At 72.7% G+C, this 13443-nt stretch carries 10 protein-coding genes; 7 read left to right on the top strand and 3 right to left on the bottom strand.

Features of this window, described 5'->3' with window-relative positions; all coding sequences use genetic code 11:
• The first annotated feature begins 218 nt into the window (after nt 1-218).
• The 3 genes from IF22_RS0131840 (at nt 219) to IF22_RS0131830 (ending at nt 3670) form a co-directional block, all read left to right on the top strand.
• Nucleotides 219-1187, top strand: a complete 969-nt coding sequence (locus IF22_RS0131840; RefSeq protein ID WP_030338065.1) for a DUF5715 family protein — start codon at nt 219-221, stop codon at nt 1185-1187.
• 4 nt (nt 1188-1191) lie between these two features.
• On the top strand, nt 1192-2781 hold the full coding sequence (locus tag IF22_RS0131835; protein ID WP_030338063.1) for an asparagine synthetase B family protein: 1590 nt from the start codon (nt 1192-1194) through the stop codon (nt 2779-2781).
• A 61-nt stretch (nt 2782-2842) separates the two neighbouring features.
• Nucleotides 2843-3670, top strand: coding sequence for a MerR family transcriptional regulator (locus IF22_RS0131830; RefSeq protein WP_030338061.1), 828 nt, complete (start codon nt 2843-2845; stop codon nt 3668-3670).
• 40 nt (nt 3671-3710) lie between these two features.
• Here the strand turns inward: IF22_RS0131830 and IF22_RS0131825 are convergent, their stop codons facing one another.
• Nucleotides 3711-4937, bottom strand: a complete 1227-nt coding sequence (locus IF22_RS0131825) for an ArsB/NhaD family transporter (protein WP_030338059.1) — start codon at nt 4935-4937, stop codon at nt 3711-3713.
• Between the two features lie 274 nt (nt 4938-5211).
• Nucleotides 5212-6657, bottom strand: coding sequence for an LVIVD repeat-containing protein (locus IF22_RS0131820; protein ID WP_030338057.1), 1446 nt, complete (start codon nt 6655-6657; stop codon nt 5212-5214).
• A 138-nt stretch (nt 6658-6795) separates the two neighbouring features.
• Here IF22_RS0131820 and IF22_RS0131815 point away from each other — a divergent pair, with 138 nt between their 5' ends.
• The 4 genes from IF22_RS0131815 (at nt 6796) to IF22_RS0131800 (ending at nt 12075) form a co-directional block, all read left to right on the top strand.
• Nucleotides 6796-7503, top strand: a complete 708-nt coding sequence (locus tag IF22_RS0131815; protein ID WP_030338056.1) for a DUF305 domain-containing protein — start codon at nt 6796-6798, stop codon at nt 7501-7503.
• A gap of 64 nt (nt 7504-7567) precedes the next feature.
• On the top strand, nt 7568-8791 hold the full coding sequence (locus IF22_RS0131810; protein WP_030338055.1) for a sensor histidine kinase: 1224 nt from the start codon (nt 7568-7570) through the stop codon (nt 8789-8791).
• Nucleotides 8788-9453, top strand: coding sequence for a response regulator (locus IF22_RS0131805; protein WP_030338054.1), 666 nt, complete (start codon nt 8788-8790; stop codon nt 9451-9453). The genes IF22_RS0131810 and IF22_RS0131805 overlap by 4 nt, the downstream gene beginning before the upstream one ends.
• A 147-nt stretch (nt 9454-9600) precedes the next feature.
• Nucleotides 9601-12075 carry an ABC transporter permease gene (locus tag IF22_RS0131800; protein ID WP_030338053.1) on the top strand — a complete coding sequence of 825 codons (2475 nt, stop codon included), beginning with the start codon at nt 9601-9603 and terminating at the stop codon, nt 12073-12075.
• 91 nt (nt 12076-12166) lie between these two features.
• On the opposite strand, the gene IF22_RS0131795 is transcribed toward IF22_RS0131800, so the two are convergent.
• Nucleotides 12167-13429, bottom strand: coding sequence for a nucleotide sugar dehydrogenase (locus tag IF22_RS0131795; protein ID WP_030338052.1), 1263 nt, complete (start codon nt 13427-13429; stop codon nt 12167-12169).
• Nucleotides 13430-13443: the final 14 nt, after the last annotated feature.

Below are 13443 nucleotides of genomic sequence, written 5' to 3'. Positions count from 1 at the left end.
GGAGGGGGGGGGGGGGGGGGGGGGGGGGGGTGATTCGTTGGCGACATCAGCTCCAAAGGGGGCACCACCATGGGATGGCCCCCGGCGAGGGCGGGTGGGTGGTGTGTGGTCCGTTCGGGGGCGAATAGGAGGAATGTTCGGTCGCTTCCGGTGCTGATGATTACGGTGTGTTTCAGGGCGAACCACCCAGTGCCGTGACCGGAGAAAGGGACCCCGTCATGCGAGTGCCCAGCCGTAGTCCGGGACAGCAGCCCGGTTCGCCTCCGTCGCCCACCGCCCCGGCCCGCCGTCGACCCTCCGGCGCGGCCCCCCGCCGCCTTCCCGCCGCCGCGCCCGACCTGTCCGCTTACCGGGCCGCCGTCGCCGAGCTGCTGGTCGAGGTCGGCGCCCTGGCGGACGCGGCGAGCACCCGGGCCCGGCAGGTGCTCATCGACGAGCGGCTGCGGGAGCCGGCGCTCGCCGCGGTCCTCGACGGCACCCCGCAGGGGCTGATCGGCGCGCGCGAGACCCTGCTGCTGGAGATGGCCCGCTATCAGCCGAACGACCGCACCTCGGCCGGTGACCTCAGCGCCCTGGTCCGGATCTACCTGCTCTCCCGCATCGACGTGCTGTGGTGGCAGGACGCGCCGACCTTCGTCACCGACGACCAGGTCAACGGCAGCGCCGAACTGGTCGACCTGGAGTGGCTGCGCCGCCGTGACCTGCTGCGCTTCCGCTACCAGGAACAGCCCGCCACGATGCTGGGTCGGGCCGCGCGCGGGCTGCGGCGCCGACTGCTACCCGACGCCACCCCGCACACCGCGGGGCTGCTGTTCCGCCGCGCCCGCCGCGAGGTGGTGGCGCTGCTCAACGACATCGCCCGGGAGTTCGCCGCCGTCGCGCCGCCGGCCACCCCGCCGCTCTGGGTGACCAGCCTGGTCCGCAGCGCCGAGCACCAGTACCGGTTGCGCCGCCTGGGCTACGCGGCGATGTTGCCCAGCGGGCACTGCCTCGGCTACTCGGTCGACGTCGAGCTCGCCTGGTTCGAGCGTTTCGGCGCGCGGGACACCCTGGCGCAGCTGCTGCTGAGCCGACAGGAGGCCGGTGAGCTGAACGTGATCGACGAGGGGCAGGCCTGGCACCTGTGTCTCGCGCCCACCGCCCGGCGTCGGCTACGCCGGGCGTACGAGGCCGAGATGGGGGTCTGAGCCGGTGTGCGGCATCGCGTTGAGCATTGGCCCCGAAGCCGACCCGGCGACCTTCCGGCGGATGCTCGCCGCCCTGGCCCCACGCGGTGAGGTCACCGAGACCCGGTCGGAGAACGGTCTGCTCGCCGGCACCCGTCGACTGCGGGTCGTCGACCGGGACCGGGCGGTGCAACCGTGGACCTCGACCGACGAACGATGGCTGCTCTGCTTCAACGGCGAGATCTTCAACTACCGGGAGTTACGGGCGCAGCTGACCCGCCTGGGGCAGGCCTTCCGCACCGAGAGCGACACCGAGGTGCTGCTCGCCGCGTTCCAGCAGTGGGGCGAGGCGGCGGTGACCCGGCTGCGCGGCGAGTACGCCTTCGCGGTCGTCGAACGGGCCACCGGTCGGGCGTACCTGGCCCGCGACCCGCTCGGCGTCAAGCCGCTGTACTGGTCCCGTCGGCCCGGCTGCCTGCACATCGCCTCCGAGGTCAAGGCGCTCGTCGGGCACGGCGCCCCGATCGCCGAGGTGCCGCCCGGGCACCACGGCTGGGCCGAGGCGGACGGGCACGTGCGCCTGAGCCCGTACGTCGACCTGCTCACCATCGGCGACGGCCTGCCGATCATCGACGACCCGGACGAGGCCGCGCTGCTGGTCCGCGCTGCGCTGAGCGACGCGATCCGGATGCGGGTGGAGACCGACCTGACCGTCGGGGTGGTGCTCTCCGGTGGCCTGGACAGCTCGTTGACCCTGCGGCAGGTGCGGGACATCCACCCGGACTGTGTCGCGGTGACCGTCGGCGTGGCGGACAGCCCCGACGTGGCGTACGCCCGGCGGCTCGCCGCCGACCTCGACGTGCCGCACGTGGTGGTCGAGCTGCGCCCGCGCGACATCCGGCTCGCCGACGTCCGCGAGGCCATCCGGATCTCCGAACTGACCGAGTACGGCGACATCATCAACGCGGTCGTCTCGGTGCCGATCTTCCGGCGGCTGCGCGACCTGGGCATCAAGGTGGTGCTGACCGGTGACGGCTCCGACGAGCTGTTCGGCGGGTACCCGATGTACCACCAGGTCGCCCCGGCGGCGGCCCGCAGGCTGTTCCTGCACCGCATCCGTAACCTGTGCCGCACCGAGTTGCAGCGGGTCGACCGGGCCGCCATGGGACACGGCGTGGAGGCACGGGTGCCGTTCCTCGACCTCAGCGTGGTGGAGCTGGCGATGCGGTTGCCGGTGGATCTGAAGCTGCGCCACGGGCAGGAGAAGTGGATTGTCCGGCGGGCGTTCGGCGACGTGCTGCCCGACTACATCCTCCGCCGTCCGAAGAACCCGATGTCGTACTCGTCCGGGTTGCACGAGCGGGTCCGGCTGTACAAGCCGCTCTTCGCCCGGCTGCACCGCTCGTTCGGCTACGACCTGCAGGAGCCGGTCCGGCGGGACTTCGACACCGTGCTGAGCCGCTGCGGCAACGACCTGGACCGGGCCATCGCCGACGGTCTCAGCCGACCCGACTACACGGTCCTGGAGCACGCCCGCGACCTGGTCGGCGCGGCCAAGTGGAACGCCGCGCCGATGGTCCGCCGGCTGGTCGGCCCGCGCCCGGCCCGCCCCTGACGGTCGCCCCGCACGCCACGCTTGACTCTGACACGGTGTCAGGGACGAGTGTGAGGGGGCCATGTTCACCATCGGAGACTTCGCCAGATTCGGCCGGGTGTCGGTGCGGATGCTGCGCCACTACGACAGCATCGGCCTGCTGCGCCCGGCCAGCGTCGACCCGCACAGCGGTTACCGCTTCTACCGGGCCGACCAGCTGCGTCGGCTCAACCGGGTGATCGCCCTCAAGGAGCTGGGCCTCACCCTGGAACAGGTGCGCGCGATCGTCGACGACGCCGTCGACGTGGCCGAGCTGCGGGGCATGCTGCGGCTGCGCCGGAGCCAGCTGGCGGAGCAGTTGGCCGCCGACACGGCCCGGTTGGCGGCCGTGGAGGCGAGGCTCCGAATGATCGAGTCGGAGGGTCGGATGACCACCCAGGACGTCGTACTCAAGGAGATCGCACCGGTCCGCGTCGCGGAGCTGACCGCCGTCGCGGCCAGTTACCAGGGCGAGGACATCGGACCGGTGATCCAACCGCTCTACCCCGAGCTGTTCCGGCGGTTGTCGGCGGCCGGCGTCAACCCGAGCGGGCCCGCCGTCGCCTGGTACGAGCCCGCCGATGCGGGCGGCGACGCCGTCGTCGTGCACGCCGGGGTGCTCGTCGACGCCGAGCCGGCCGCGGCTCCCGACGTCACGGTGCGCGACCTGCCGGCGCTGCGCAGCGCGGCGACCATCATCCACCACGGTGCGATGGCCGACGTCGAGCCGAGCATGCAGGCGCTCGCCCGGTGGATCGAGGAGAACGGCTACCGCACCGACGGTTTCGCCCGGGAGGTCTACCTGGACTACTGCGCGGACACCCCGGAGAAGGGCGTCACCGAGCTTCAGCTCGCCGTGTACCGCGACTGAGCCGGCCGCCGCGCACCGGATCGCCCCGCCGACCGGGCGCTCAGCTCACCAGCAGCAGCGCGCCGACCGCGCCGAGCGTGCCGGTGACCGCGAGCAGCGTGCTGGTCAGCACGAACCGGGTCACCGGCACCGTGACCCGGGCCGCCCGGCACCGCTCGAACCACAGCAGGGTCGCCAGCGACGCCCAGGGTGCGGCCAGCGGGCCGACGTTGGTGCCGATCAGCAGGGCCAGCAGCCGGGTCGCGTCGCCGCCCGGCAGCACCGACTCGCCGGCCAGGTAGGCCGGCAGGTTGTTCAGCGCGTTGGCGAGCAGCGCTCCGGTGCCGCCGGCGCGCAGCGCGCCGAGCGCACCACCGTCGGCCCCGAGCAGGGTGCCCACCAGGTCGTCCAGCCCGTGCCGGCCGAGGGTCTGCACCACCAGGAACAGGCCGGTGACGAAGAGCAGGAGGCGCACCGGCACCAGCCCCGGGCGCAGCGTGGCGGGGGAGCGGATGACGAACCCGACCAGCACCAGCGCCAGCGCGACGGTGGAGGCGAGACCGATCTCCACGCCGGCGAGGATCCCGCCGATGAAGAGCAGACAACCGGCGAGGGCGGTGCGGTGCAGCACCGGGTCCGCCGGCACGTGCGCGGCCGGCGGGACGAAGCGCCCCCCGGTCGGTTGGTCCCGCCGCCACCAGGTGAACCAGAGCAGCGCCATCGTGACCGCCACCGCCACCAGCTGAGGCAGCGCCATGCGGGTCGCGTACGTCAGGGGCGCCAGCCCGACCCGGTCGGCGGCCAGCAGGTTGGTCAGGTTGGACACCGGCAACAGCAGACTGGCGGTGTTCGCCAGCCAGACCGTGGTGACCGCGAGCGGGCCGGCGGGCACGCGCAGGGTGCGCGCCAGCGCGAGCAGGACCGGGGTGAGCAGCACGGCGGTGGTGTCGAGGTTGAGCACGAGGGTGGTCAGTGTCGCCAGGCCGCCGCAGAGCAGGAACAGCGCCGCCCACCTCCCCCGGGAGGCGATGGCCAGTCGGCTGGCCAGCACGTTGAACACACCGGCTACGGCGGTCAGCTCGGCGAGCACGATGACGGTGCCGAGGAAGAGCAGCAGCGGCAGGATCCGGTGCAGCGTGGCGGTGGTCTCCGCGCGGGGCAGCAGCCCGCTCAGCGCGCAGGTCGCGCCGACCACGGCGAGGACGACCGCCACCAGGTCCAGCGGGTGGGGTCGCCAGCGGGTGGTCGGCTCGGGTGTGGCGGGCGGTGCGACGGCGGCAAGCTTCACGTCTGACCACGTTGACACGGTGGCGGGTCTGCCGCCCGCGCTGGAACTGTCAGGGTGACCAGGCCCACCAGCGCGTGACCGGCGACCGGAGCAGCGCGGTCGACCAGTCGCGGCGCTGCGGCGCGGGGAACCCGACAGACCGGCCCGGGATGGGAGACAACCGACGATCGGCCCCGCCGCGTCCGATAGGTAGCGTGACCGGCGAATTCCGCCCGAACAGGGCCGGGCCCGGCCCCCGGAGATCGGGGGCCGGGCCCGGCTGCGGGCTCGGTGCCTACCAGCCCAGGTAGCTGGGCTGGGTCTGCACGTTGAGCTCCTGGTAGCGGGTCAGCTTGGCCGTCCAGGTGCGCCAGTCGTTCAGCTCCAGGACGTCCAGGCCCTTCACCATGTCGTTGGAGTAGATGTGGCCGTTGTAGTAGTACGCGGACCAGGTGCCACCGCCGACAGGCCGGTCTGCCGAGAGCGGGCCGCGCTCCCAGAAGGCGATCTCCTTCGGGTTGGCCGAGTCGGTGAAGTCCCAGACCGAGATGCCGCCCTGGTACCACGCCTGGACCATGATGTCCTTACCGAGCACCGGGATCAGCGAGCCGTTGTGCGCCACGCAGTTCTCGGTGTCGGCGTTCGCCCGGGGGATCTTGTAGTAGCTGCGGAAGGTCATCTTCCGGGCGTTGCCGCGGCCGCTGATGTCGTAGATGGCGTCCGCGCCCCGGTTCGGGCCGACAGCCTCGTTGCAGGTCGCCGCGCCGCCGCCACCCAGCTCGTCGGTGAAGATCACCTTGGTGCCGGCGTTGTTGAAGGTGGCCGAGTGCCAGAACGCGAAGTTGACCTCGTCCCGCACCCGGTTGATGACCCGGGGCGCTTCCCGGTTCTTGATGTCGAGCAGGATGCCGTCACCCATGCACGCGCCGGCGGCCAGGTCCTTGGCCGGGTAGACGGTGATGTCGTGGCAGCCGGTGGTCGCCGAGCCGGTCTCACTGCCCGGGAAACCGCCGTCCGGGAAGAGGTTCGGGGCCGCGATCACCGCGGCGTCCGTCGGCTTCTTCAGCGGCACCTTGATGATGGAGATGGAGTCGTGCGGGGGCTGGCAGTCCGGGAACTCGGCCCGCGGGCTGTACGACGAGACGTACAGGTAGACCGTCTTGTTGTTCTTGCCCGGCACCAGGGTGTGGGTGTGTGAGCCGCAGGCCGTCTCGACGGACTTGATGTAGCGCGGGTTGGCCTTGTCCTTGATGTCGAAGACCTTGATGCCCTCCCACGAGCCCTTCACGTCCGCCCCCTGCGCGGTGCTGTTGCAGGAGTCGTCGCTGCGGGACGAGTCGGTGGAGAGGAAGAGCAGGTCACCGTGGACGGAGATGTCGTTCTGCGACCCCGGGCAGAGCACCCGGGCCTTGACCGTCGGGGCGCTGGGCCGCGAGATGTCGTAGATGACGAAGCCGTTGTAGTTGCCGGCGAACGCGTACTTGCCCTGGAAGGCGATGTCGCTGTTGGTCGCGTCCAGTGGGGCGACCTTGGGCACGTTGGCGATCTGGCGCAGGTTGGGGCTGCTCACGATCTCGTCGACGCCGGGGATCGTGTTGGTGAGCGCGGGGGCTGGGGCCGCCTGCGGCACCGTCTGGGCGTTGCTCGCCGGGGCGACGAGAGCGCTGGCGACGAGGAGGCCGGTCGTGGCGAGCGCCACGATGCGCAGTTGTCGTAACCGTGGCTTGTGGAGTCTGATCATCGGCGGGGCCCTTCGCAAGGGGGAGACGATGGCTGACACGTTACCGCTCGACGAAGAACGTCGATGTGAGCTGGATCACATGAAAGTGGGTTCTTCAATGGATAGCATCGCGGTGACCTCGACTGCAGGGAGTGGCCCATGACCAACCGGCGCGCACGCACCCTGGCGATCGTCACACTCGCTGTCGCGTTGCCGCTGGTGGCGTTCATGATGATCCGCCTCGACGGCGACACCGGCACGCGGGCCGCGCAGCCGGTCTCCGCGCCCGCCCCCGCAACCGCGTCGCCGACGGTCAGCCCGGTCCCCACCGACCTGACCGTCATCGCGCCCGGCCGCCCGGGCGAGACGGCGGCCACCCGGCCGGCGCACGAGGTCCGCGACGTCGGCCCCGCCCCGCACAACTCGCTGGACGTCTGGTTCGTCCGGATGATGATCCCGCACCACGCGCAGGCCCTGGCGATGGCGGAGCTCGCCCCCGACCGGGCCGCCGACCCCGACGTGCGGGCCATCGCCGAGCGCATCCGGGCCAGCCAGGGCCCGGAGATGGGCATGATGCGCGGCTGGTTGCAGACCCGCGGCCTCCCCGCGGAGGTCCAGGGGCACGACCACGGCACCATGCGCGGCATGCAGTCACCCGAGGCGATGGCGCAGCTCGCCGCGACCCGTGGCCCGGACTTCGACGAGCTCTTCGTCCAGATGATGACCGAGCACCACCAGGGCGCCATCGAGATGGCCACCAACCTGCTCACCGTCGGCTCCGACCTGACGCTCAACGAGTTCGCCAACGCCGTCGCCACCGAGCAGACCGTCGAGATCGACCGCATGCGCGAGATCCTCGGCTCCTGAGCCGGGGCGCGAGGGGCCCGGGCGCGCGGGGGGCGAGGGCCGCCCGTCCCGGCACGTACGCTGGGTGACCGTGAGACGCACAGTGCTCGGCCGCCCGCTGCGCGGCGTCGCCTTCGACGTGGCCGTCGCCGCCCTGGTGGTGCTCGTCTCGCTGGCCGCGGCGGTGAACCAGCCGGGAGGTTGGGCGGCCACGGCGGTCGGCGTGGGCATGGCGGTGGCGCTGCTGTTCCGCCGCACCCACCCGGGCGTGGTGACGGTGGCCGTCGCGGCGCTCGCCCTCATCCAGGTGGTCGCCCGGTGGGGTCCGCTCATCTACGACGTGGCCGTCCTGATCGCGCTCTACAGCGTGGTGAAGTACGGGCGGCGGCTACGCGACGGCGTGCTGGCCGGCGCGGTCGCGGCCGTCGGGGTGCTGCTGGCCGCCGCACAGACCCCCAACGTCATCCAGTGGTGGGTGACCGCGCTGTGGTACGCGCTGGTCACCGGCGCGGTGTGGTTGGTAGCGCTGAACGTGCGGACCCGCCGGCTCTACGTGCTCAGCCTGGAGGAGCGGGCCGCGACCCTGGAACGCGAACGGGAGGCCGAGTCCCGGGCGGCGGTCGCCGAGGAGCGCACCCGGATCGCCCGTGAGCTGCACGACGTGGTCGCACACAGCATGGCCGTGATGATCGTCCAGGCGGACGGCGCCCGGTTCATGCTCGACAGCGACCCCGCCCAGGCGCGTACCGCGGTGAAGGTGGTGGCGGACACCGGCCGGCAGGCCCTCGAGGAGATGCGCCGGCTCGTCGGGGTCCTGCGCGACGCCGGCCCGACCGGCGGGGAGGCCGACGCGGCCGGGCTGGCGGTGGCGGCCGACCCGGAGCACCGGCGTCTCGCCCTGGCGGAGCTGCCCGACCTGCTGGCCCGGTTCGTCGACGCCGGCCTGCACGTCCGCAGCACCGCCACCGGTACGCCACCGACCCTGCCGCCGGGCCTGGAGCTGACCGTCTACCGGGTGGTGCAGGAGGCGCTGACCAACGCGCTCAAGCACGCCGGGGTCGGCGCCAGCGTCGAGGTCGTCCTGTCGTACACCGTCGAAGCCGTCGTGGTCCGGGTGGTCGACGACGGTCGCGGCCGCCCGCTGGTCAGCCCGGCGCCGCCCGGCGGTCACGGCCTGCTCGGCATGCGGGAGCGGGTGACGGTGTACGACGGCAGCCTCACCGCCGGCCCCCGACCGACCGGGGGCTGGCAGGTCGAGGTTCGGCTGCCGCTACCGTCGGAGCCGGCAACGGAGGTGATCGCGGCATGACGGTCCGGGTAGTGATCGTGGACGACCAGGCGCTGGTCCGCGCCGGGTTCCGGATGGTGCTGGACTCCCAGCCCGACCTTGAGGTCGTCGGGGAGGCGATCGACGGCGCGGACGCCCTGCGGGTGCTCGCCCGCACCGAGGCCGACGTCGTCGTGATGGACATCCGGATGCCCACCATGGACGGGGTGGAGGCGACCCGGCGACTCTGCGCCGAGCGGCCCACGGGCGGGCCCCGGGTGCTGGTGCTGACCACCTTCGACACCGAGGCGGACGCGTTCGCCGCCCTACAGGCCGGGGCGAGCGGATTCCTGCTCAAGAACGTCCCGCCGGAGGAGCTGCTGGCGGCCATCCGGGTGGTGGCCCAGGGCGACTCGGTGGTGGCTCCGTCGATCACCCGGCGTCTGCTGGACCGGTTCGCCGGGCAACTCGGCGCCGCCCCGAGCGGCGACCCTCGGCTCGCCCAGCTCACCGAACGGGAACGGGAGGTGCTGCTGCTGGTCGCCCAGGGGCTGTCCAACGCGGAGATCGCCGCCCGGGTGCACGTCGCCGAGGCGACGGTGAAGACCCACGTCGGGCGGATCCTGGCCAAGCTCCAGCTGCGCGACCGGGTCCAGGCGGTGGTCCTGGCGTACGAGAGTGGGCTGGTCACGCCCGGCGGATGACACCGCGTACGACCTGGGTCGTAGCGGGCGGCGGGCGCACCGCGACCCCTGGCGCAGGCAGGTCGAGCGCGCAGGTGGAGATCGATCCAGCGGTGCCGGCCATAGCGTCGGAGGGGTCCGATCCGCCACCCGCACCGGGAGCCCCGCATGATCCGCCTGACCCTGCGCTCGTTGCGTGCCGAGGCGCTGCGCATGCTGCTCTCGGCGCTCGCCGTCGTGCTCGGCGTCGCGTTCGTCGCCGGCACGATGATCTTCGTCGACGGGATGCGGACCGGCGCGTACGAGCGGGCCGGCACCTTCGACCGCCACACCGACCTGGGTGCCTACTCGACCGGCCGGGAGGTGTTGCCCCCGACCCTGGTCGACCGGGTGCGGGCGGTCGACGGGGTGGCCGCCGCAGCCGGTGAGCTGACCAACACCGCCGGGATCGTCGGCGCCGACGGTCGGCCGGTGCTCGGCTTCACCATGCTCGTCGCCGTCCCCACCGAGGACGCGCTGCGCTCGTACGACGTGGTGGCCGGCCGGTTGCCCGACCGGGCCGGTGAGGTGGTGCTCGACGCGCCCACGGCGGCCGAGCAGGGCTTCGGGCTCGGCGCGACGGTCCGGATCGGTGCCACCGGCGGAGCGGCCCGCCCGTACACGTTGGTCGGCACCGTCGACGTGGCCGGCACCTCCCGCGACGTCGGCGGTCCGTTCGTCGGCCTGGTCGGGCCGGACGCGCTGGCCCTCACCGGCGAGCGGGGCTACGGCCGCGTCATGGTGGCGGCCCGCCCGGGCGCCGACGTCGCGGCGCTGACCGAGCGGGTACGCGCCGTGGTCGGCGCCGAAGCCACTGTGAAGAGTCGCCAGCAGATCCTCGACGAGGCGGTGCAGGAGGCGGTCCGCAACGTGGACCAGTTCCGCATGCTGCTGTTGATCTTCGTGGGGGTCGCGATCGTGGTGGCCGGCTTCGTGATCGCCAACACCTTCGCGATCGTGCTGGCACAGCGCACCCGGCGCACCGCGCTGCTGCGCCTGATCGGCGCCACCCGGGGGCAGGTCTTCCGGTCCACAGTGCTGGAGTCGGCAGTGCTGGGGTTGGTCGCCTCCACGCTCGGAGTGCTGATCGGGGTGGCCCTCGCCGGTGCGATGCGGCTTCTGCTGTCCCGACTGGACGTACCGGTCACCGGCGGCCTGACCGTGACCGGTTCGACGGTGCTGACCGGCCTGCTGCTGGGCACCGGCCTCACCGTGTGCGCCGCCCTGCTCCCGGCCTGGCGGGGAACGCGGATCGCCCCGGTGGCCGCGCTCACCGACGCCGCGGTGCAGCCCAGCCGGGGTGCCGGTCGGCTCCGGCTGACCGCCGGCGCGGTGGTGCTCGCCGCCGGGGTCGCCGCGCTGACCGGTGCCGCCAGCGCCGGGCAGCTGCTGCTGGTGGCGGCCGGCGGGGTGCTCAGCTTCTTCGGGATCGTGCTGTTCGGGCCGGTGCTCGTCCCGGCGCTGGCCCGGGTGTTCGGCTGGCCGGTACGACGGGTGCTCGGCACCGCCGGTGAGCTGGCGGTCGCCAACACGGTGCGCAATCCACGGCGGGTCGCCGCGACGGCCACGGCACTGGTAATCGGGATCGGACTGGTCTCGGCGTTCATGGTGGGCGCGCGCAGCACCAAGGACGGCATCGAACGCAGCGTCGACGCTCAGATCGGCACCGACTTCGTGGTCAGCGGAATCGGACAGGACCTGCCGGCCGCGCTCGTCGGTGAGCTCATCGCCCGCCCCGAGTTGGGGGTCGTGCACGAGCAGCGCAGCGTCGTCGTCGACGACGTCGAGATCCGCGCGGCCCACCCGGCGCTGGTCTCTCGGACGCTGAGCGGAGTGCTGGCGGGCGACGCCGACCGTGTCGGTCCGGGGCAGGTGCTGGTGCACAGCGAGTTGGCGCGTTCCCGTGGTTGGCAGGTCGGTTCGCCGGTGACCGTCGCGGGCCGGTCGATGCGGGTGGCCGCCGTGGTCACCGACGACACCCCGGGCGGTGCGGTGCCGGCGGGTCACGTCATCGACCTGTCCGACCAGGACTTCGCCGCGCTCTTCCCCGCCCAGCGGGGCTACCTGGCCGAGATCGACCCCGCCGCCGGGGTGAGCGCCGATCGGGCTCGTGCGGCGATCACGGCCGTGCTCGGCCGGTACCCGACGGTGAACCTGATGGACCAGGGCGCGTACAAGAAGATGCTCACCGGCACTGTGGACATGCTGCTCGCCTTCGTCACCGCGCTGCTCGGCCTGGCCGTGGTGATCGCCCTGGTCGGCGTCGCGAACACGCTGAGCCTGTCGGTGCTCGAACGGACCAGGGAGAACGCCGTGCTGCGGGCGGTCGGGCTCACCCGGGGGCGGATGCGGGCCGTGCTCGCCGTCGAGGCGGTGCTGATGGCGGTGGTCGGCGCGGTGCTCGGTGTCGGGCTCGGCACCGGAGTCAGCGCGTCCACGATGGCCCTGCTGGACCGCCTCGGCGGCGACTTCCACGTGGTGCTGCCGTTCGGTCAGCTCGGGCTGATCGTCGGCGTCGCGGTGCTGGCCGCCCTGCTCGCCTCGGTGCTGCCGGCCCGCCGGGCGCTGTCCCGCCCGGTCGTCGAGGCGCTCGCCGACCAGTGACCGGCCGGGTTGTCGGCAGTGGCACCGGACGGACATCGCCGGCCGGCCCCGCCCTCTTCCCCGGCGGCGGGACCGGCCAGCGGTGCCGGGTCTACAGGCGCTCGACCATCGGGCCGACGCACCGGTTGCGGGTGTCGAAGACGTAGCGGGCGTGCGTGACCACGAGGTCGTAGTCGAAGATGTCATGGTCGGTGACCACCACCACCGCGTCGGCGGCGCGCACCTCCCGCTCGGTGAGCCCGACCATGGTGACCCCGGCGGGGAGCTGGTGCGCCTCCGCGTACGGCTCGACGGCGTGCACCTCGGCGCCGAGGGCCTGCAACCGTCGCGCCACATCGACGGCGGGGGAGTCCCGCATGTCGCCGGTGTTCTTCTTGTAGGCCAGACCGAGCAGCAGCAGCCGGGCGCCTCTGGCGGCCCGACCGTCCCGGTTCAGCCCCGCCATGATCCGCTGCGCGACGTGCTCGGGCATCTCGTGGTTGACGTCGTTGGCCAGCTCGATGAACCGGAACTGCCGCCCGAGGCGGCGCTTGACCTGCCAGGACAGGTAGCACGGGTCGATCGGCAGGCAGTGCCCGCCGACGCCGGGGCCGGGCCGGAACGGCAGGAAACCGAACGGCTTGGTCGAGGCCGCGTCGATCGCCTCCCAGACGTCGATGTCGAGGTGGTGCGAGAGCATGGTCAGCTCGTTGATCAGCGCGATGTTGACCTGGCGGAAGGTGTTCTCGATCAGCTTGGTCAGCTCGGCGACGCGGGTGGAGTCCACCGGCACGGTGCGTTCCACGAGGCGCCGGTAGAACTCGTCCACCCGGGCCAGCGACGCCCGGTCCACACCGGAGACCACCTTCGGGGTGTTCTCCAGGCGCCAGGTCGGGTTGCCCGGGTCGATCCGCTCCGGGCTGTAGCCCAGGTGGAAGTCGCCGGGGCTGGTCAGCCCGCTGGCCGACTCCAGCAGCGGGCGCAGCAGCTCCTCGGTGGTGCCGGGGTACGTGGTCGATTCCAGGATCACCGTGCAGCCCGGGCGTACGTACGGGCCGATGCCGATGCCGGCCTGCTCGACGAAGCTCAGGTCGGGGGTGCCGTCGCGCAGCGGGGTCGGCACCGTGATGACGCAGATGTCGAACCCGTCGGCGTCGGTGTACTCGGTGCTGGGGTGGTAGCGACCGCTGCCCAACGCCCGGCCCAGCCGGTCGGCCGGGATGTCCTCGACGAACGACTCGCCGGAGGCGAGGCGCTTGACCCGGTCGGCGTCGACGTCCAGCCCGACCACGTCGAGCCCCGCCTCGACGGCCCGCATGGCCAGTGGCAGTCCCACATACCCCTGACCGATGACGACCAGCTTTTCAGCGCTCACCCAGGCTCCCGCAG

Source organism: Micromonospora parva, from assembly GCF_000718515.1.
GTDB classification, from domain to species: domain Bacteria; phylum Actinomycetota; class Actinomycetes; order Mycobacteriales; family Micromonosporaceae; genus Micromonospora; species Micromonospora parva.
This window is presented reverse-complemented; position numbering and strand designations above follow the sequence as displayed.

Coding starts and splice junctions, on each gene's coding strand:
- IF22_RS0131830 (WP_030338061.1), top strand. CDS start 2,843: ATGTTCACCATCGGAGACTTCGCCAGATTCGGCCGGGTGTCGGTGCGG.
- IF22_RS0131800 (WP_030338053.1), top strand. CDS start 9,601: ATGATCCGCCTGACCCTGCGCTCGTTGCGTGCCGAGGCGCTGCGCATG.
- IF22_RS0131820 (WP_030338057.1), bottom strand. CDS start 6,657: ATGATCAGACTCCACAAGCCACGGTTACGACAACTGCGCATCGTGGCG.
- IF22_RS0131805 (WP_030338054.1), top strand. CDS start 8,788: ATGACGGTCCGGGTAGTGATCGTGGACGACCAGGCGCTGGTCCGCGCC.
- IF22_RS0131815 (WP_030338056.1), top strand. CDS start 6,796: ATGACCAACCGGCGCGCACGCACCCTGGCGATCGTCACACTCGCTGTC.
- IF22_RS0131840 (WP_030338065.1), top strand. CDS start 219: ATGCGAGTGCCCAGCCGTAGTCCGGGACAGCAGCCCGGTTCGCCTCCG.